Annotated in this window: 18 protein-coding genes; 12 read left to right on the top strand and 6 right to left on the bottom strand. The window is 72.1% G+C overall.

Going from position 1 to position 19,007, the window contains the following annotated elements; all coding sequences use genetic code 11:
• Positions 1-93 precede the first annotated feature (93 nt).
• The 6 genes from MHY49_RS01320 (at position 94) to MHY49_RS01295 (ending at position 6,429) form a co-directional block, all read left to right on the top strand.
• Entirely contained in the window at positions 94-1,026 is a 933-nt protein-coding gene (locus tag MHY49_RS01320; RefSeq protein WP_239201954.1) for an aldo/keto reductase family oxidoreductase, read from the top strand.
• Positions 1,023-2,096 (top strand): HAD hydrolase family protein, encoded by a 1,074-nt coding sequence (locus tag MHY49_RS01315; protein WP_239201952.1) that lies wholly within the window; start codon positions 1,023-1,025, stop codon positions 2,094-2,096. The genes MHY49_RS01320 and MHY49_RS01315 overlap by 4 nt, the downstream gene beginning before the upstream one ends.
• 250 nt (positions 2,097-2,346) lie before the next feature.
• The gene (locus tag MHY49_RS01310) at positions 2,347-3,327 is read left to right on the top strand and encodes an ABC transporter substrate-binding protein (RefSeq protein ID WP_239201935.1); all 981 of its coding nucleotides are present in this window, start codon (positions 2,347-2,349) and stop codon (positions 3,325-3,327) included.
• Positions 3,324-4,445, top strand: a complete 1,122-nt coding sequence (locus tag MHY49_RS01305) for an iron chelate uptake ABC transporter family permease subunit (RefSeq protein ID WP_239201929.1) — start codon at positions 3,324-3,326, stop codon at positions 4,443-4,445. Before MHY49_RS01310 ends, MHY49_RS01305 begins: the two co-directional genes overlap by 4 nt.
• A complete protein-coding gene (locus MHY49_RS01300) occupies positions 4,442-5,563 on the top strand; it encodes an iron chelate uptake ABC transporter family permease subunit (RefSeq protein WP_239201928.1) in 1,122 nt (373 codons plus the stop codon). The genes MHY49_RS01305 and MHY49_RS01300 overlap by 4 nt, the downstream gene beginning before the upstream one ends.
• Complete coding sequence (locus MHY49_RS01295) at positions 5,560-6,429, top strand: ABC transporter ATP-binding protein (RefSeq protein ID WP_239201927.1); 870 nt, start codon at positions 5,560-5,562, stop codon at positions 6,427-6,429. The genes MHY49_RS01300 and MHY49_RS01295 overlap by 4 nt, the downstream gene beginning before the upstream one ends.
• Before the next feature lie 13 nt (positions 6,430-6,442).
• Here the strand turns inward: MHY49_RS01295 and MHY49_RS01290 are convergent, their stop codons facing one another.
• The 3 genes from MHY49_RS01290 to MHY49_RS01280 form a co-directional block, all read right to left on the bottom strand.
• On the bottom strand, positions 6,443-7,243 hold the full coding sequence (locus MHY49_RS01290; protein ID WP_239201926.1) for an ABC transporter ATP-binding protein: 801 nt from the start codon (positions 7,241-7,243) through the stop codon (positions 6,443-6,445).
• Between the two features lie 254 nt (positions 7,244-7,497).
• The gene (locus tag MHY49_RS01285) at positions 7,498-7,920 is read right to left on the bottom strand and encodes a hypothetical protein (protein WP_239201925.1); all 423 of its coding nucleotides are present in this window, start codon (positions 7,918-7,920) and stop codon (positions 7,498-7,500) included.
• A gap of 55 nt (positions 7,921-7,975) precedes the next feature.
• A complete protein-coding gene (locus MHY49_RS01280) occupies positions 7,976-9,076 on the bottom strand; it encodes a LacI family DNA-binding transcriptional regulator (RefSeq protein WP_239201924.1) in 1,101 nt (366 codons plus the stop codon).
• 477 nt (positions 9,077-9,553) lie between these two features.
• Here MHY49_RS01280 and MHY49_RS01275 point away from each other — a divergent pair, with 477 nt between their 5' ends.
• The 5 genes from MHY49_RS01275 to MHY49_RS01255 all read left to right on the top strand — a co-directional run bounded on the left by MHY49_RS01275 (position 9,554) and on the right by MHY49_RS01255 (position 14,709).
• Positions 9,554-10,594 (top strand): carbohydrate ABC transporter permease, encoded by a 1,041-nt coding sequence (locus MHY49_RS01275; RefSeq protein ID WP_239201923.1) that lies wholly within the window; start codon positions 9,554-9,556, stop codon positions 10,592-10,594.
• Positions 10,591-11,499 carry a carbohydrate ABC transporter permease gene (locus MHY49_RS01270; protein ID WP_239201922.1) on the top strand — a complete coding sequence of 303 codons (909 nt, stop codon included), beginning with the start codon at positions 10,591-10,593 and terminating at the stop codon, positions 11,497-11,499. Before MHY49_RS01275 ends, MHY49_RS01270 begins: the two co-directional genes overlap by 4 nt.
• Positions 11,500-11,563: 64 nt before the next feature.
• Complete coding sequence (locus MHY49_RS01265; RefSeq protein ID WP_239201920.1) at positions 11,564-12,958, top strand: ABC transporter substrate-binding protein; 1,395 nt, start codon at positions 11,564-11,566, stop codon at positions 12,956-12,958.
• On the top strand, positions 12,958-13,941 hold the full coding sequence (locus MHY49_RS01260; protein ID WP_239201918.1) for a glycerophosphodiester phosphodiesterase family protein: 984 nt from the start codon (positions 12,958-12,960) through the stop codon (positions 13,939-13,941). Before MHY49_RS01265 ends, MHY49_RS01260 begins: the two co-directional genes overlap by 1 nt.
• 318 nt (positions 13,942-14,259) lie before the next feature.
• On the top strand, positions 14,260-14,709 hold the full coding sequence (locus tag MHY49_RS01255) for a VOC family protein (RefSeq protein ID WP_239201917.1): 450 nt from the start codon (positions 14,260-14,262) through the stop codon (positions 14,707-14,709).
• Between the two features lie 33 nt (positions 14,710-14,742).
• Here the strand turns inward: MHY49_RS01255 and MHY49_RS01250 are convergent, their stop codons facing one another.
• Positions 14,743-15,933 (bottom strand): AI-2E family transporter, encoded by a 1,191-nt coding sequence (locus MHY49_RS01250; RefSeq protein WP_239201915.1) that lies wholly within the window; start codon positions 15,931-15,933, stop codon positions 14,743-14,745.
• A gap of 157 nt (positions 15,934-16,090) precedes the next feature.
• On the opposite strand from MHY49_RS01250, the gene MHY49_RS01245 reads away from it, so the two are divergent.
• On the top strand, positions 16,091-17,674 hold the full coding sequence (locus MHY49_RS01245; protein ID WP_239201913.1) for a M81 family metallopeptidase: 1,584 nt from the start codon (positions 16,091-16,093) through the stop codon (positions 17,672-17,674).
• A 49-nt stretch (positions 17,675-17,723) separates the two neighbouring features.
• Here the strand turns inward: MHY49_RS01245 and MHY49_RS01240 are convergent, their stop codons facing one another.
• The gene (locus tag MHY49_RS01240; protein WP_239201912.1) at positions 17,724-18,335 is read right to left on the bottom strand and encodes a DinB family protein; all 612 of its coding nucleotides are present in this window, start codon (positions 18,333-18,335) and stop codon (positions 17,724-17,726) included.
• A gap of 17 nt (positions 18,336-18,352) precedes the next feature.
• The gene (locus MHY49_RS01235) at positions 18,353-18,928 is read right to left on the bottom strand and encodes a DUF664 domain-containing protein (RefSeq protein ID WP_239201910.1); all 576 of its coding nucleotides are present in this window, start codon (positions 18,926-18,928) and stop codon (positions 18,353-18,355) included.
• Positions 18,929-19,007: the final 79 nt, after the last annotated feature.

The following is a 19,007-nucleotide window of genomic DNA, read 5'->3' as shown; positions in this document are numbered from 1 at the left end:
CTCCAGCCCCCGCCCCTTCTGCCCCCGGCGAGCGCCGCTCACCGGCCCGACCGCGTCCGCGGCCGATCTCATGACGACACAGGAGTCTCTGCGATGAAGCATTTCCCCCTTCCCGGCACCGAGATCACGGCACCGAACGTGGTGCTGGGCCTCATGCGGATCAACGACAAGTCCGACGAGGAGATCCGCACCCTCGTGAACACGGCCCGCGACGCGGGCATCGATTTCTTCGACCACGCCGACATCTACGGCGGCGACCACCTGTGTGAACGGCGCTTCGCCGAGGCGATGCACCTGAACGCGAACGAGCGCTCCGAGATCACGATCCAGACGAAGGCCGGGATCGTCACCGACGGCCCCTACTTCGACTACTCCTACGAGCACCTGATCGAGTCCGTCGAGGGCTCCCTGACGGCGCTGCGCACCGACTACATCGACATCCTGCTGCTGCACCGCCCCGACGCGCTCGTGGAGCCCGACGAGGTGGCCCGCGCCTTCGACGACCTGCACGCCTCCGGCAAGGTGCGCGCCTTCGGCGTCTCGAACCACACGCCCCGCCAGATCGACCTGCTCAAGCGCTCGGTGACCCGCCCGCTCGTGGCCAACCAGCTGCAGCTGTCGATCACGCACTCGCCGATCATCGCGCAGGGCATCGCCGCGAATATGAGCGGCGAGGAGCAGTCCAACGTCCTGGACGGCGGCGGCATCCTCGACTACTGCCGCCTGAACGACATCACGGTGCAGGCCTGGTCGCCCTTCCAGGGCGGCTTCTTCGACGGCGTCTTCCTGGGCAGCGACAAGTACCCGGAGCTCAACGCCGTGGTGGACCGCCTCGCCGCGAAGTACGACGTCGCCCCGGAGGCGATCGCGACCGGCTGGATCACCCGGCACCCGGCGAACATGCAGGTCGTGCTCGGCACCACCACGCCGCAGCGCGTCACCGACTCCGCCGCGGGCTCGGAGCTGCCGCTCACCCGCGCCGAGTGGTACGAGCTGTTCCGCGCGGCGGGCCACCGGGTGCCGTGATCCCGGAAGGCGACGATCCTGGCGGGGCCGGCGGGGCCGGCGGGGACGGCGGAGCCGGCGATCCTGGCGGGGCCGGCGGTGACAGCGCGGCCGGTGGGGCCCACGGGGCCGACGTGCACCGGGCGCGCCGGGAGCACGTCGCCGAGCGGCATCGACTGCGCCAGGCGGCTGTCGCCGAGCGGCAAATACGGGACATCTCTGCCATATCTGGCAGAGATGTCCCGTATGCGCCGGTCCATGACATCGCCGACGGGGACGGCGCCGCCGACGGGGACGGCGTCGCCGACGGGAGCAGCGCCCCCGACGGGGGCGGCGTCGCCGAAGGGGACGGCGCCGCCGGCGAGCCCGTGGTGCTCGACGTCGACGGCACCCTCTGCTTCGACGGCCGCACCCTCGCGGCCGACATCGTCGAGGCCCTGCTCCACGTCCGCGCGCGGCACCCTCTGGTCTTCGCCTCCGCGCGCCCGGTGCGCGACCTGCTGCCCGTGCTCCCGGAGGAGCTCGCCGGCAGCGCCCTGATCGGCGGGAACGGCGCCTTCGTGCGGCGTGCACCGCACGCCGACGTCGAAGTGGTCGGCTTCCCCGCCCCCGCCAGGGCCCTGCTCGACAGGATCATCGACGCCCGCTCCCTGCCCGCGCTCGTCGACGGGCCCTGGGACTACTCGTTCACGGGCGACGAGCAGCACCGCATCTTCCGCCAGCTCGACGCCGGAGGGCTCGCCCGCAACGTGCCGCGCAGCGCGCTCCCCGACTACGCGAAGGCGGTGCTGTTCACCGAGGATCCCCAGGTCATCGAGCAGCTGAGAGCCGCCGGCCTGACCGTGTCCGTCCATCCCGACGAGCACCTGATCGACGTGGCGCCGAGCGGCGTCACCAAGCACTCCGCCCTGCGCCGCCTCGGCATCCTCGACGGCTCGTACACCGCCGTCGGCAACGACGTGAACGACGTCGAGCTGCTGCGGCACGCGCGCCGCGGCATCCGGGTCGGAGGGCACCCCGCGCTCGACTTCGCCCATCGCACCCTTGACCGCAGCGAGATGGCGGGAGCGCTCGTCCAGCTGGACAGGTGACGAAGCGCTGCCGCTGATCCGCGTCGGGAGGCGCGCGCTGGGCTGCGCGGCCGGCCGGCCGTCGCCGTGAGGTGCGTCTCGAATCAGCTCCGCCCCACCGGGCTCGTCACGGGCCGACGCTAACCTCGAGTGATATTAGGCAAGCCTTGCCTTGTCACCATATGTGTCCCCACTTCCTCCCCATCCCTGTTCCCCCGCCCCGAGCACGCGACAGCGGTGCCGCCGGGCGTCCGTCCCCAGGAGTCTTCGCATGCGCCGTCGCGGCTTCCTCGCTCTCACCGTCCCGGGCCTCCTCGCCCTCGCCAGCTGCTCGTCCGCGGAATCCGATTCCGCCTCGACGGCGAGCGACGGAGGCGGCGCCTCCGGCTCCGGGGCCTTCTCGTACGAGCCCGAGGGATACGACGGCCTGACCGTCGAGCTCGACGAGAAGCCGCAGAAGATCGTCGCCGACATCTACTCGGCCGCGGCCCTGCAGCCCTTCGGGATCACCTTCGCGGGAGTGTTCGGCTACGGCAAGGGCGCCGGCGGCCAGGGGGACCTCGACCTCGAGAAGGAGAACATCATCGGCCTCGATGCCGAGTTCAGCCTCGAGAAGCTCGCGGCAGCGACCCCGGACATCGTCATCGGGGTCGGCAACGCGAAGGGCGACGGCTGGACCTGGTGGGACGAGAAGGTGACCACGCAGGTCGCCGAGGTCGCGCCCTTCCTCCCCGTCCGCATGAGCGGCACGCCCCAGGAGATGATCGACCGCTACACCGGGATCGCGAAGGCGCTCGGCGCCGATGTCGACACCGCGGAGCAGAAGCAGGCCAAGAAGGACTTCGACACGGCCGTGGAGCGCGTGAGCACCGTCGCCGAGGAGAAGAAGGACTGGCTGACGGTGATGGCCCTGAACATCGCCGGCGACGACATCTATACGAGCGACACCCTCGGCGTCACCACCATGCTCGCCGACCTGGGGCTGAAGCTCGTGGGCCCCGAGGCCCCGGAGGACAGCGCCTGGGCCACGTCGACCTGGGAGAAGATCAGCGACTACGACGCCGACGTCATCCTCCTCGCGGAGACGTCGACCGGCTACGAGGAGAACCCACTGTGGACCTCGCTCCCCGCCGTCGAGGCCGACCAGGTGGGCAGCTGGGACGACAAGCGCGCGTACTCCTATACCGTGCAGACGGCGTGGCTGAACGACCTCGCAGAGGTGCTGGAGAAGGCCGAGGACGTCGTCAAGTGACCCCCACCGCCGGCGCGGCCCCGCCTCGGGGACAGGCCGTCCCCGGAGGGCCGGCCGCACCCCCGGGGCCGGCGGACGCGCCCGCCCTCCCGGGCGTCGAGACGGAGGAGCCGATCCGGGTGGGCGGCACGGGCCGGCTCGTGCTCGCCGTCGGCCTCCTGCTGCTGGTGGCGCTCGCGATCCTGGCGAGCCTGTGCATCGGGGACCGACAGACCCCGCCCGGGACGGTGCTGCGCGCGCTCATGGAGCACGACGAGTCCACGGTCGACGGGCGCGTGGTGTGGGGATCACGGGTCCCGCGGACCCTCGGCGGACTCGTCGTCGGCGCCGCCATGGCCGTCGCCGGGGCCCTCGTGCAGTCGCTGACGCGCAACCCCCTGGCGGACCCCGGGATCCTCGGCGTGAACGCCGGCTCCGCACTCGCCGTCGCCGCCGGGACCTCGCTGCTCGGCATCGCCGGGATGACCGGCCAGCTCTGGCTCGCGCTCGTCGGCGCACTGGTCGCCACGGTGGCGGTGCTCGCCATCGGCGCGGCCGGGCGCAGCGGCGGCGATCCCGTGCGGCTGACGCTCTCCGGCGTGGCCTTCGCGGCCGTCGCCTCGGGGTTCACCACCGCGATCACCCTGCTCGACCCCGCCGCCTTCGATGCCATGCGGTCGTGGGCGGCGGGCTCGCTGTCCGTGCGCGGCCTGGGCCCGTCCCTGCGGGCCGTGCCGTTCATCGTCGTCGGCCTGCTCGCGGCGCTGCTGACCACGCGCTCCCTCAACGCGATCGCCCTCGGCGACGACCTGGCCGCGACCCTCGGGGTGCGGCTCGGACGGGCGCGCGCGATCGGCATCCTGGGCATCACCCTGTGCTGCGGGGCGGCGACCGCGATCGCCGGCCCGATCGGATTCGTGGGGCTGATGGTCCCCCACGTGGTGCGCTGGGCGACGGGCCCGAACCAGGGGTGGATCCTGGGCCTGTCGGCCCTCGGCGGGCCGGTGCTGCTTCTCGCGGCGGACGTGGTCGCTCGGGTCGCGGCCCCTGGCGGGCTCCCCGTCGGCGTCGTCACCGCGTTCCTCGGTGCCCCCGTGCTGATCGCCATGGTGCGCTCGAAGGCGGTGTCGACCCTGTGACCGTCCGCAGCACCGCCGAGGCCCCCGCCTCGAGCTCCTCCCCCGCTCCGCAGGCCGGCCCGCGGGCGCCACGAGCCATCAGGCTCCCCACCCTCCGACGAGGGCACCTCCCCCTCACGCTGCGCACGCTCGGCGTGTGCCTGACGATCCTGATCGCCTGCATGGCGATGCTGGTCCTCGCCGTCAGCACGGGCGATCTCACGATCCCCGTGCGGCAGGTGGTCCCGGCCCTGTTCGGCGCCGGGGACGGCGGCACGGTCCTCGTGGTCCAGCAGTGGCGACTGCCGCGCGGCCTGATGGCGCTGCTGCTCGGGGCCGCACTCGGCATCGGGGGCGCGATCTTCCAGTCCCTGACGCGCAATCCGCTGGGCAGCCCCGACGTGATCGGCTTCGGGACCGGCGCGTACACGGGCGCCCTCATCGTGATCCTGCTGCTGGGCGGCTCGTACCTGGGGACCGCAGCCGGCGCGCTGATCGGCGGCACCGCCACGGCGCTCGTCGTCTACCTGCTGTCCATCACGAGAGGCGCCGGCCGACGCGGCATCCAGGGATTCCGCCTGATCGTCGTGGGCATCGGCGTCTCCGCCATGCTCTCCGCGGTCAACACCTGGCTGGTGCTGCACGCGGAGATCGAGGACGCCATGCGCGTCGCGGTGTGGGGCGCGGGATCGCTCAACGGGGTCTCCTGGGAGCAGATGCGACCGACGATCATCACGGTGATCGCCCTCTGCGCCGCCTGCGTCGTGCTCGCCGAGCGCATGCACATCCTGGAGATGGGCGACGAGTCGGCATCCGCCCTGGGCGTGCGGGCGGAGGCGACCCGGCTCGCGCTGATGCTCACGGGCATCACGGCCGTGGCCCTGGTCTCCGCGATCGCGGGACCGATCTCCTTCGTCGCCCTCGCCGCTCCGCAGATCGCCAAGCGCCTGACGCGCTCGCACGGCATGGGCATCGCGCCGGCGGCGCTCATGGGATCCCTGCTGCTCATCGTCAGCGACTACGCCGCGCAGCGCATCAACCCGACCAGCCCCCTGCCCGTCGGCGTCGTCACCGTGTGCGTCGGCGGCATCTACCTCGTGTGGCTGCTCATCTCCGAAGGAAGGAAGCACCTGCGATGAATGCCGGGAACACAGGCACGACCAGCGTGGCAGAGCTCGACGGTCTTCCCCCGTCGTCCGTCGCGAGCGGGGCCGGGGCCGCATCGTCGCGGCTGTCGGCGCGCGGGGCGAGCATCGGGTACGGGGAGCGCACCGTCATCGAGACCCTCGACGTGCAGATCCCCGATGACTCCTTCACCGTCATCATCGGGCCGAACGCGTGCGGGAAGTCCACGCTCCTGCGGTCCATGTCGCGCCTGCTCAAGCCCAGCACCGGCCACATCGTCCTGGACGGGAAGGACATCCGCTCGCTGTCGCCCCGAGCGGTCGCCACGCGACTCGGCCTGCTCCCGCAGTCCTCGATCGCGCCCGACGGCATCCGCGTCGCCGACCTCGTGGCACGCGGCAGGTTCCCCCATCGCGGTGCCTTCTCCCGCAACACGCCGGAGGATCGCGCGGCCGTGGCGGCGGCCCTCTCGGCGACGAACACTCGGGACCTCGCGACCCGCCTCGTGGACGAGCTCTCGGGCGGGCAGCGGCAACGGGCCTGGATCGCCATGGTCCTCGCGCAGCAGACGGACCTCCTGCTGCTCGACGAGCCGACCACGTACCTGGACATCGCGCACCAGATCGGCGTGCTCGAGCTCTGCGCCCGGCTCAACGCGCAGGGCAGGACCGTCGTCGCGGTGCTCCACGACCTCAATCATGCGTGCCGCTTCGCCACCCACATCATCGCCATGCGGGACGGCCGGATCGTCGCCGAGGGACCCCCGCAGGAGGTCATCACCCCGCGCCTGGTCGAGGAGGTGTTCGACCTGCCCTCGGTCGTCATCGAGGATCCCACCACGGGCCGGCCGCTCGTCGTGCCGCGCCCCTCGACCTCGTGACCCGAGGTCCGCATCACCGCCGGATCGAGCGTGCGCTCCAGCGGCCGTCCTCGTGGCGCACCGCGATCGGATGGTCGAAGGCCGCGGAGACCGCCTCGGTGGTGAGCACCTCCCCGATCGGACCGTGCGCGCTGGGGACGCCGTCCCGCAGCAGCAGCGCGTGGGTGACAGTCGTCGGGATCTCCTCGAGATGATGTGTGACCAGCAGTGATGTGAGGCCGGGGTGGGTGCCGGGGAGCACCTCGAGGGTCTCCATGAGCTGTTCGCGGGCGGCGACGTCCAGGCCCGTCGTCGGCTCGTCCAGGAGCAGCAGCTCGGGATCGGTGACGAGCGCCCTGGCGATGAGGGCGCGGCCGCGCTCGCCCTGGGAGAGCGTGGGCCAGGTCGACTCGCGCTTGGCGCCCAGTCCCAGCATGTCCATGAGCTCGCGGGCCCGATCGACCTGCGACGGCTCCGGGACCCAGCGCATCATCTTCTCGGCGGTGCCGGTGAAGCCCGTGAGCACGACCTCCTCGATCGTGAGCGGCGAGCGCACCAGGTGGCGCGGGTCGACGTGCCCGATGCGCTCGCGCAGCGCCCGCAGCTCGACGCGGCCCACCTGGTCCCCCAGGATGCCGACGGTGCCGCTCGTGGGGTGCGCGTTCCCACCGGCGAGACCGAGGATCGTGCTCTTGCCGGCACCGTTCGCGCCCAGCATCACCCAGTGCTCGCCCCGACCGATCGCGAAGGTCACGCCCGGCAGGATGAGCTTCCCGGAGCGCTGGAAGGTGACGTCCTCGAAGGACAGGACGGGGGCATCGGGGGCGGGGGTCATGGTCCTCCTCGGGACGAGGTCGCTCGGCGGGCGGGCCGACGGGCGGACGCGGTCGACGAGCCGACGGGCAGATAGTCCACGCCGACACGCAGAGAGGCCGGCGCCCGGATCCGGCCTGCCGACACACGGCAACGAAGGCCACGGCGCCGCCCGGTCTGCAGGACAGCACCGTCCGATCCTGCCAGGCAATGCCTCCCGAGCACGAAAGTCGTCAGATCATGGGCACTCGAATGACCGCTCGCCCCGCGCGACGCTCAACCGACGGCCCGGGCACCGTCCTCAGTCGTGCACGTGACCGCGCCCCGCGCGGTCATCCCCAGCCAGTCCTTCACGGTGCGGTCCCACCAGGAGGCATCGAAGGTGCACGTCGCGGCGTCGTCGACCCGGGTCGACACGAGCGCCATGTTCTCCCGCGTGACACCATCGCGGATCCTGACGGCACCGCACTCCACCGTCGTCACATAGACGCTGGCGCCAGGAGCGGAGTGCCTTCCGCCGCCCGAGGCCTGCGGCTTCGCGGAGACGACAGTGCAGGTCACGGGCTGCACGCCGACGCTCCGCCCCACCACGACCACTCCCCCTGCGAGAGCCAACACCGCGAGCAGGACGACCGCGATCGGCCAGTGCCTCGGACGCGATGCGCCACGGCCGCGCTCCTGCCCTGTCCGTGCGGTCATGCGACGCATCGTCCCATGACACCCACGGCCGAGACCGCCTTCCCGCGACCGAGCGTCACCCCACGGGCCCCAGCGAGCTCCCCTCCATGAGCCGCCCGACGCGCAGAACGTGCCGCGCCGCCCCTCCGGGCCCGTCGGCCCCGTCCTGGGCGCCCCGCTCGCTCGCGTCCGTGAGCTCGACCATCCGCTCCACGGCCTCGTGCGCCACGGCTTCGATCGGCAGGCGGATGGTCGTGAGTCCCAGCAGGTCGAGCCCGTCGCTGATGCCGTCGAAGCCGACCAGGTGGACGTCCTCCCCGATCCGCACGCCGCGCGTGCGGGCCGCGCGCCAGAGCTCGAGGGCCGCGTAGTCGACGGGAGCGACGATGCAGCTCAGGTCCTCGCTCGCCGCCACATCGAGGGCGGCGGCGACACCGGTCCGCACGGGCAGCAGGTCGATCTCGCGCACCACCGCCCCGCGCTCGTGCAGCCGCTCCCTCACGCTGCGCATGCGCAGCTCGAACACGCGGGAGTAGAGCACGGGAGCGACGAGAAGTCCCACCCGGCGGTGCCCGAGGGCGAGGATCCGGTCGGCCATCATCCGGCCGTGGGCGGCCTCGTCGTAACTGATGGACTCCAGGCGCGGATCGTCGTTGGGACGGCCCACGACCAGCACCGGGACCGAGGCGTTCGCGGCGACGATGTCCTCGGGCGGAGTGACGCCGGTGGCGACGAACGCCCCGGCCACGCGCATGCCCACGAGCCGTCGCAGCCCCACGACCTCCTCGGGGCCGTACTCGTGGGGGAAGGCGGAGACGCTGATGAGGTGGCGCCCGCGCTCCTGCGCGGCTGCCTGCAGGGAGCCGATGAGCAGCCCGTAGGCGGGGTTCGTGGCGTCGCGGACGACGAGACCCAGCACGGTGCGCTGGGTGAGCCCGCCGGCGAGCCCGCCCGCGACGAGGTTCGGCACGTAGCCGAGCTCCCGCGCGGCCTCGTGCACGCGGATCTTCGCGTCGTCGGAGACGCTCGATCCGGGCTGGAAGACCCGCGAGACCGTGGAGCGCGAGACGCCGGCGCGCCGGGCCACGTCGTCCATGGTCGAGGTGGGGCGCGCAGGTGCGGACGCGGGGCGCGGGGACGGCCCGGGATCCTGCGACTGGTACGGCGAGGGCTGCATCTTCTGTCCTCCGGTGGAGAGGGGTCGACGGCACTCTGCACGGCCCCCATCACAGCTCCGCGACGATCACATGGCGCCCGGGTGACACCACGGAACCGGTCCGAGGAGCGCCCGCGACGAGCGCAGGGCGTTCGCCTCAACGTCTCCGGAACTCTGCGTGAACCCCTGCCGACGTCGGCCCCCGAACCGGGCGCCCGCGAGACCCGCGCGCCCCTCACCTCGTCTTTGGGAGCGCTCTCACCTGGCGTTCCATGTCCAGGCCACCGCCGCGTCACGCCTCGTTCGCGAACATTGCCCGTCCTCCCGGCCCTTCCTACGGTGAGATCGCCTCGCCCCGGAGCCCGCCTCCGGAAGCCACCTGGAGCAGGTCTCCGGACCGGCCCGCCGACGCTCGGCGGCACCGTCCAGGGCATCTCCGCAGCGATCCGCGAGGCGCGTCGAGACCCCTCTTCGTCCCCTGATCCCGAGGAGCCCCGCATGTCCTCCTCCGCCGCTGTCCCCGCCACGACGGCCGGTCGGTCCGCCGTCCTCTCCCCGCCGGCTCCCACGACCCCGGATGCCGGGGAGACGGGGGCCGACGCCGGGCAGGCCGCGCCCCGGCCGCCTCTGCGCCGTCGGCCGATGAGCCCTGTGCGCCGCCGCCGGCTGATCCGCGAGAGCCTGCTGTTCTGCCTGCTGATCCTGCCGAACCTCGCGGCGATCCTCGTCTTCTCCTACTGGCCCGCGATCTACAACATCGTGCTGAGCTTCATGGACTGGGACCTGGTCGCGCCGATGCCCGAATGGGTGGGGCTCGAGAACTACATCGACCTGTTCACCGACCCGGAGTTCTGGTCGGTCATGCTGAACACGCTCGTGTTCACCACGGTCACCGTGGTCGGATCGCTCGTGGGCGGCGTGCTGCTGGGCACGCTGCTGGCGACGAAGGTGCCCTTCACCGGGATGGTGCGCACCTTCGCCTTCGCTCCGCACATGCTCCCGGGCGCCGCGGTCGGCATGCTCTGGCTGTTCATGTTCGACCCGAGCTTCGGCCTCTCCCGCTTCCTGTTCAACCTGGTCGGGATGGACTCCCCGCAGTGGACGACCACCTCGGACTGGTCGCTGGCCGCAGTCACCGTCGCCTACCTCTGGCAGCGCCTCGGCTTCGTCACCGTCATCTACTACACGGCGATCCTCGACCTCCCCAAGGACATCCTCGAGGCGGCCTCGCTGGACGGCGCCCACGGCGTGAAGATGCTGCGCCACATGGTGCTCCCGCTGCTCAGCCCCATCACGTTCTTCCTGTCGGTGACCGGGGTGATCGCGGCGGCGCAGGCCTTCGACCTGATCTCGATCCTCACCAACGGCGGGCCCGGGATCTCCTCCTCCACCCTCAGCTGGATGATCTACGAGGAGGCGTTCCAGAAGTTCGACATCGGCAAGGCCTCCTCCGCCGCGACGGTGCTGCTGGTCCTGCTGCTGGTGCTCACGTTCATGCAGGTCCGCTTCGGCGAGAAGAAGGTGAACTACGCGTCATGACCACCACCGCGCGCACACCCGGCCCGCTCTCCCGCCTGCTCCCGGGCCGCAGCCGCCCGCAGGACCGCACCGCCGGCGCCGTCCGTCGGCCGCTCTGGCAGACGATCGTGCTGACGATCCTCGTCATCGCCTCGCTGCTGGTGTTCCTGGTCCCGATCTACTGGCTGTTCAGCGGGGCCGTGAAGTCGAACTCCGACATCTACTCCTGGCCCCTGAAGTGGTTCCCCACCTCTCTGCACCTGGACAACTTCTCCTCCGCCTGGAACGCCGCGCCCTTCGACCGGTTCCTCGTGAACTCGATCATCACGACGTCGGTGGGCACGGCGCTGGAGATGTTCAACGCGATCCTGTGCGCCTACGCCTTCGCTTTCGTGCACTTCCGGATCAAGCGCTTCCTGTTCCTGTTCCTCATCGGCTCGATGATGCTGCCCGGCCACGTCACCCTGATCGTCAACTACATCACCGTCGGGAACCTGGGCTGGCTGAACACCTATCAGGGCCTGATCCTGCCGGGCATCGGCTCGGCGTTCGCGATGTTCCTGCTCTACCAGCAGATGCGCACCATCGACCCGGAGATCCTGCAGGCCGCCGAGGTCGACGGCGCCGGCCATCTGCGCCGCATGGTGCTCATCGTCGTCCCCATGAGCTGGCCGATGATCCTCACCGCGACGCTGATCGTGCTGGTCGGGAAGTGGAACGAGTACGTATGGCCGCTGATCGTCACCTCGACCGCCTCGATGCGCACCCTGCCCATCGGCCTGCTCTTCCTGCGCAGCCAGGAGGGCTACACGAACTGGGGCGCGCTGCTCGCGGGCACCGTCATCGCGGCCGCCCCGATGCTGCTCCTGTTCTTCCTGGCCCAGCGCCGCATCATCGGCGGCATGGCCGCCGGCGCGCTCAAGTGACCCGTCCGTCCCCGATCGCACACATCCGCACATGACCCACCCCCGCACTCCTGGAGGCTCTGCCATGTCCCGTTCGCTCCTCACTCCGTCCCGCCGCCTGGCGACACCCAGCCGGCGCTCCCTGCTGGCGGGCCTCGGCCTGGGGGCCGTGGGCCTCGGCGCCGCTGCCTGCGGCGCCCCCGGCGGCTCCGACGACGCCTCCGATCCCGTGCGCGACGGCTTCTCGCAGGCCGACATGGAGGTCCCCGCGAAGTACAAGGGCCGCACCGCGATCCTGTTCTGGGCGCCCTTCACCGGGAACCTCTACGCCGAGGTCCAGAAGCTGTTCACGAAGTTCAACGAGTCGCAGGACGACATCGTCGCGATCAGCGAGTCCCAGGGCTCCTACGCGGACCTGAACCAGAAGTTCACGGCGTCCCTGCAGGCCAAGGCCGTGCCGGACATCGTCTGCTTCCCCGAGATGCAGTGGCTGCAGTTCTACTTCTCGAGCGCCCTCGCGCCGCTCGACGACTACTTCGACGACGACTGGAACCTCGACGTCTACCTGCCCAACTACATCAATGAGGGCAAGGCCGCCGGCAGCACCTACGTGGTGCCCTTCGCCCGCTCGAACCCGCTCTACTACTACAACAAGACGCTCTACAAGAAGCTCGGACTGCCCGAGGAGGGCCCGAAGACCTGGGACGAGCTCGCCGAGTTCGCCCCGGAGATCACGAAGGTCCAGGTCGACGGCAAGCCGATGGCGGCGCTCACCTTCAGCGCGGCCGACGAGTGGTTCGGACAGGCCGACATCTGGGCCTTCGGCGGCCAGAACGCCAAGGACTTCGAGGTCACGATCAACCAGGATCCGGGCGTCGAGTGGCTCGAGTGGCAGCGCAAGTTCATCCACGAGGACAAGTTCGCGTACATGGCGAAGGCCTCCGGCACGGACTTCACGACCGGGATCTCCGCCGGCACCCGCGGGTCGACGGCCTCCCTGCGCGGCTTCACCGACGAGGCGGACTTCGAGGTGGGCGCCGCATTCATGCTGGGCCAGGTCAACGCCCCCACGAAGGTGCCCACCGGCGGCAGCGGCCTCTCGATCGTGCGCTCGGACTCCAAGGACCGCCAGGACGCCTGCGCGGAGCTGTTCCGCTTCCTCGCCGAGCCGGAGAACTCCGCGCAGTGGCACAAGGGCAGCGGCTACGTGCCGATCGTGAAGGCCGCCCAGGACACGAAGATCGTCAAGGACCTCGTCAAGGAGGACCCGAACTTCAAGGTCGCCCTCGACCAGCTGGAGAACGCCCACACCGCCGACCGCACGAACTGGTTCCAGGGCGCGGTCACCGAGATCGCCGCCGCGATGGCCCAGGTGTACGGCGACAACAAGGAGGCGAAGCCGGTGCTGGACGCCCTCGCCCCGAAGCTCCAGGAGGTCCTGGACGACAATCGCGAGGACATCGAGAAGGTGCTCGGCTGATGCCGCCGCTGATCGTCGGGCACCGCGGCGCGAAGGACGTCCTGCCCGAGAACACCCTGATCTCCTTCCGCCGTGCGATCGCCGACGGCGCCGACGTGCTCGAGTGCGACGTGCACCTGAGCGCCGACGGACGCCTCGTGGTCATGCACGACGCCCGCATCGACCGCACGGTCTCGGAGGACTCGCCGCGCCGCTCGGGCGCGATCGCCGAGCTCACCGCCGCGGACCTGGCCGACGTGCGCGTGGGCGGCGGCCGCGAGGGCATCGGGCACGAGGCGCCGACCGTCGGGCTCGCCGGGTCCGCCGGGCCCGCCGGGGCCCACGGGTCCGACGGGACGGCCGACTCCGCCGGGCCCGCCGGACCGGCACGCGACTCGGTCGTCGAGGGGCAGAAGGTGCCGTATCTCGAGGAGGTCCTCGACCTCGCGGCCGACGCGCAGGTCCCGCTCCTGCTCGAGGTGAAGGCCCCCGCGGCGGCCGAGCCCGTCGCGCGCCTGCTGCTCGCCCGGGCCGCCGCCGGAGGCGGGGCGGGCGCAGCGGTCCCGTCGTCGGCCGCGGACGCAGCCCCGTCAGCCGACGAGGGTCCCGGACTCGCCCCCGCGGCGCACGCGCTGGTCGAGCCGTCGGGCAGGGACCGGGTCGTCGTGATCTCGTTCCTGCGCGAGGTGCTCGAGACCCTGCGCGAGGTCGCTCCGCGACAGGCGATCGGCCTGATCACGAAGACGCCCACGGAGGACGACTGGCAGTACGCGACCGGGATCGGCGCGCGCACCTTCGGCCTCACGCTCACCAACCTGCGCGAGCACGATGTGATCCGCGCGCAGGAGGCGGGCATGGCGCTGAACGCGTGGACGCTCAACGACCCGGACGCGGTCGTCTTCGCGGCCGAGATCGGCGTCGACACCCTCACCACGGACGATCCCGCCTGGGCGCGCGCCGTCCTGGACGCGACCGCCCTCGAGCAGTCGGCGCTCGCCCGCTGACGCCGGGCCCTCCGGTCACGCCCCCACTCCCCCTCCCGGCCCGCCGGTACCTCCAGCCGCGCACGGCGTGCGCGGCGGGAACGGCGGGCGCGGCGGGAACGGCGGGCGCGGCGGGAACGGCGGGCGCGGCGGGAACGACGATGGCCAGGATCTATGACAGGAATCGCCCGATCTCGTCATAGATCCTGGCCATCGTGCTGTCCTCCACGCGGGCCGCGGGCCGCGGACGACGGGAGGCGACGAGGGCGGTTCGGGTGCCCAGCGCCCATACTGGACATCTGATCCGCCTGGAATCGCATCCCACCACCGGAGGCCCCGATGCGCAGAATGCTCCCGTTCCTCACGCTCCAGCCGGCGCGCGGCCAGCACGCCGCCGAGGCGATCGCCCTGTACACGAGCCTGTTCGACGAGGGCCGCGTGGTCAGCCGCCAGGCGTGGCCGGAGGGTGCGCCCGGTCTCGAGACCCTGGATGATCCGGCGGAGGCCGTCCAGCTCGCCGAGATCGAGATCGTCGCGGGTCAGCGCCTGCGCCTGAGCGACACCCTCATCAGGCACGGCTGGGACATGACCCCGGGCGTCTCGCTGTGGATCGACTGCGCCGAGGCCGCCGAGCAGGAGCGCGTGTTCGGCGCGCTCGTCGAGGGCGGCATGGCCCTGATGCCGCTGGACGACTACGGCTTCGGCCCCTTCGGCTGGGTCCAGGACCGCTTCGGCGTCACCTGGCAGCTCGGGGTGGCGGCCGACGACCCGCAGGACCCCGCGCTCTGACACCGCCCCGGAGCGAGGTCCGGGGCCGATGGATCAGTCCGCGTCGGTCCTCTCGTCGCATCCGGCAGCGCCCGGCTCCGCCCCGTCGGCCGTCTCATCCGGCTCCGCCCCGCCGGTCGTCCCACCGTGCTCCGCCCCGTCGGCCCCGCTCGCCGCGATCCGGTCCGCCGGGGACTCCTCCGCCGCCCGCGGCGAGTCGGCGAGGAAGGCGTTCAACCACCGCGCCTGCGGGTCGGAGTCGACGAACAGCTCCTTGACCAGCAGCGTCATCGGCACCGACAGCAGCGCGCCGGCGGCGCCGAGCACCCAGGACCAGAACAGCACCGAGAGGAACGAGACGCTCGCGGAGAGGCCCACGGCGTGCCCGGTGACCCGCGGCTGCACGAGTCCCTGGAGGATCATGGCGACCGCGACGCAGAGCGCGACCACCGCGACCGCGGTCCAGGGGCCCTGGGCGAGCAGGGCCATGAGCGTGGGCGGGATCATCGCGAAGATGAAGCCGATGTTCGGGATGTAGTTGCACAGGAACAGCAGCACGGCCCAGACCCCGGGCAGCGGCACGCCGAGCGCCCACAGGGCGAGCCCGTCGATCACCGCGACGACGACTCCGAAAGCGGTGGTGACCAGCCAGTAGGTCCGCACCGAGTGCGCGAAGTCCAGCAGTGCGTGGTGGGCGCGGGGGTGTGTCCGGCGCACCACGTCGAGGCGCTCGGGCAGGCCCGCCGCGTCCAGGCCGAAGAAGACGATGGTGGCGACGGCCGCCGCGAGCAGGCCGCCGAGCGCGCCCAGCGAGCTGAGCGTCTGATTCAGCAGTCCGAAGAGGCTCGAGAAGTTGAAGTCGGAGAGCCACTGGTCGATCTGGTCCTGGCCGACTCCCCAGCCGGCGAGGCGGTCCAGGCTGCTCTGCAGCAGCGCGTTGAACTCCGTGCCGTACCGGGGCAGCTGGCCGACGAGCTGGGAGATCGACCAGCCGATCGCGAGGAAGAAGACGGCGAGCGCGAGCAGCACGGTGAGCATCGCGGCGACCGAGCCCAGGATCCGGGGCGCGCCCAGGCGCTCGATCCCGCGGGCGAGGGGCTGGACCGCGATCAGCAGGTTCAGAGCGAGGAACACGGGCACGACCAGGCCCGCGACCTCCTGCATCCCCTCGAGCACGAGCCAGATCGCCGCGAGGCCGACGAGGATCATCAGACCCCGGGGCAGGAGGGCGAGGCGCTCGTTCATGGAAGGATCGTAGGACGCCGGCGTGCGCGGGGTCACCGCCGTCCCGCGGCCCGCCGCACGGACCGTTCCGTCCCGCACCTCTCGACGCCCCGCCGCGCCTCGCAGTCCACGCCTCCCCGCCATCCGCGCCACTTCGCACGACGATCACGGAGCACCGATGCCCCACGAACCCTCCAGCATGCGTCCGCACGCCGCGGCGGGCGCCGCCCTCCCCCGGATCGCGGTCTGCGGGATCCACATCGAGTCCTCGACCTTCACCCCGTACGTGTCGACCGCCGCCGACTTCGACGTGCGCCGTGGCGACGCCGTGCTCGAGCGCCACCCGTTCCTCGCCGCGGGATCGCCGCTGCGCGAGGCGGCCGCGTGGCACGGCGTGCTGCACGCCGGCGCCCTTCCCGGCGGGCCCCTGGACCGGGCGGACTTCGAGGCCTGGTGCGCGGAGATCCTCGAGGGCCTCGCCGCGCTCGTCGCCGGATCCGACGGCGAGCCGCCGCTGGACGCCCTCTGGTTCGACATCCACGGCGCCATGAGCGTGCGCGGCATGGACGACGCCGAGGGCGCACTGATCACCGCGATCCGCGAGGTGATCGGCGAGGACGTGCTCGTGGGCACCTCGATGGACCTGCACGGGAACGTCTCGCCGGCCCTTTTCGCGGGCTGCGACCAGCTGACCTGCTACCGCACGGCTCCGCACGTCGACGTCGCCGAGACCCGCGAGCGCGCCGTGCGCAGCCTCCTGGACGCGCTCGCAGCCGCGCCCCACGGCCTCCCGGCCCCGAAGCCCCATCGGGCGCTCGTGCACGTGCCGATCCTGCTGCCCGGGGAGATGACCTCGACCCGCGTCGAGCCCGCGGCCTCGCTGTATGCGCGGATCCCGGAGCTCGCCGCCCGCGAGGGCGTCACGGACGTCTCGTACTGGATCGGCTTCGCCTGGGCCGACGAGTCCCGCTGCCAGGCGGCTGTCGTCGCCTTCGGTGACGACCGCGAGGCGGTCGACGCCACCGCCCTCGAGCTCGCGACCGCGATCTGGGAGGCCCGGCACGACTTCGTGTTCGTCGCTCCCACCGGCACGTTCGAGGAGTGCCTGGATACGGCGATCGCCTCCCCTGCGCGGCCGTTCTGGATCTCGGACTCCGGGGACAACCCCGGCGCGGGCGGGGCCGACGACACGACCGGGTGCCTCGCCGCGCTCGCCTCGCGGCCAGAGATCCGCACGGGCGAGGTCACCGCGCTGCTGGTCTCGATCGTCGATCCCGCGACGGCGGGGCGCGCGGCCGAGCTGGGCGTCGGCCGGCGCGGGGACGTCGTCGTCGGCGGACGCATCGATGCCCGCGACCCCGGTCCCGTGCCGCTGCGCATCGAGGTCGAGGCGCTCGACGACTCCCCCGCGACCGGCGTCGCGGCGGTGCTGCGGGTGCTCGCGCCGGCGGGAGGCGAGTCGCCGTCGGAGCCGCGGCCGACGGGCCTGCGGCTCGTCGTCACCTCGCGCCGTGCGCAGTTCTCGACCGAGGCGATGTTCGCGCGCCTGGGCCTGACGATGACCGGGGCCGACGTGGTGGTCGTGAAGATGGGCTACCTCGAGCCCGACCAGCACGCCGCGGCGGCCGACTGGATGATGGCGCTGACCCCGGGCGGGGTCGACCAGGACCTCGTGCGGCTGGGCCACCGCCGGATCACCCGGCCGATGCTCCCCTTCGACGCCGAGATCCCCGCGCCGTCGGCCGCGGACGTGCTGCGCTGATCCGAGGCCGCACCCGGACCCTGGCCCGCTTCCGCGCCCGCGCGCGAGCTCAGCCCCGGTGCGCGTACAGGTCGCGCAGCAGCGCGATCTCGGCGAGGTGGTGGATGAGCTCGCGGTTGATGTGCGCGACGATCGCGGCCCGCGGGTGATCGGCGTACGGGCCCTCGGCGGGACCGCAGGGCAGGGAGAAGTCCTCCTCGCTCCAGGAGCGCAGCCCGGTGATCCAGCGTGCGTGCTCGTCATCGAGCTGGGCCAGGGCTTCCTGCGCGCCGCCCGCGTAGTCCCAGCTGAAGTAGTCGACCTCCGGCCCGTCGAAGTGGCCGTGGCTGCGCATGGCGAGCACGCCCACGATCACGTGCCCGAGCCGCCAGGCGATCGTCGTGAAGGGAGGCGGGGTGGGCTCGGGGAACTCGAAGTCGATCACCATCTCGCCGCTGCCGCCCTGCGTGCCCGAGCGGACCTCGCTGCGCGGGTGCACGCTCCAGGCCGGCCCGGCGGTCTCGGTCGTGGGGTCGTAGAAGTACTCCTCGTCGGTGAGGCCGTCCAGGCGGGGCCGGGCAATGTCCTCCCAGTGCCCCTCGATCCGCGCGAGGAGGGCGCCGCGGGTGGTGGTCTGGTCGTAGTCCCCGTGCTCGGACAGGGTCACGTGCTGGCCGTTCATCGTGCTCTCCATTCTTCTCACCAGCCCTCGGGCGGCCAGGTGCCGCCCTCGGCGAGGGCGTTGAGCTCGTAGGTGCCCTTGCCGTCGATGCTCTCGCGGATGATGTCCGCGTGCCCGGCGTGCCGGGCGAGCTCCTCGATGAGGTGCAGGGCGCTCCAGCGGTTGTTCCAGTGCTCGGCGCCCGTGAACCACGGGGCGTCGGGAATCGGGACGTCGGTGTCGAGGTCGACCTTCCGCAGCAGGGAGTCTGCGGAGCGGGCCTGCTCCTCGAGGGCGTCGATGAGCCCCTGCGCGGTGTCGTCGGCGCGCAGCGCCGAGGCGTCGACCGTGCCCTCGGCCTGCGCCTGCTCGGGGCTGCGCTCGGCGCCGGTGCTGGGCTGCGGCGCCTCGCAGATGCCGCCGAGGATGTTCTCGGTGACGAAGATGGCGTGCCTGGCCAGGGCGCCGAGACTCATGGCCGAGGCGCTCGGGGTCTCGGCGAGCTGCTCGGGCGTCAGGCCGTGCAGGGTCGTCCCGAGCTGGCGGATCTGCTGGGAGGCGAAGGTCGCGAGGGCGTCGCGCTCGTCGGTCACGTCTGCGGTCAGGAAGGACATCTCGATCTCCTCGGGTCGTGCGGCGCGCCGTGGCGCCGACGGGACGTCCGCCGGACGGCGGAGCGATCGGCCGACGGCG

Origin of the sequence: Brachybacterium sp. ACRRE (assembly GCF_022346485.1) — a bacterium.
GTDB lineage: Bacteria > Actinomycetota > Actinomycetes > Actinomycetales > Dermabacteraceae > Brachybacterium > Brachybacterium halotolerans.
Note: the sequence above shows the minus strand (reverse complement) of the source record. Positions and strands in the feature narration are given on the sequence as shown.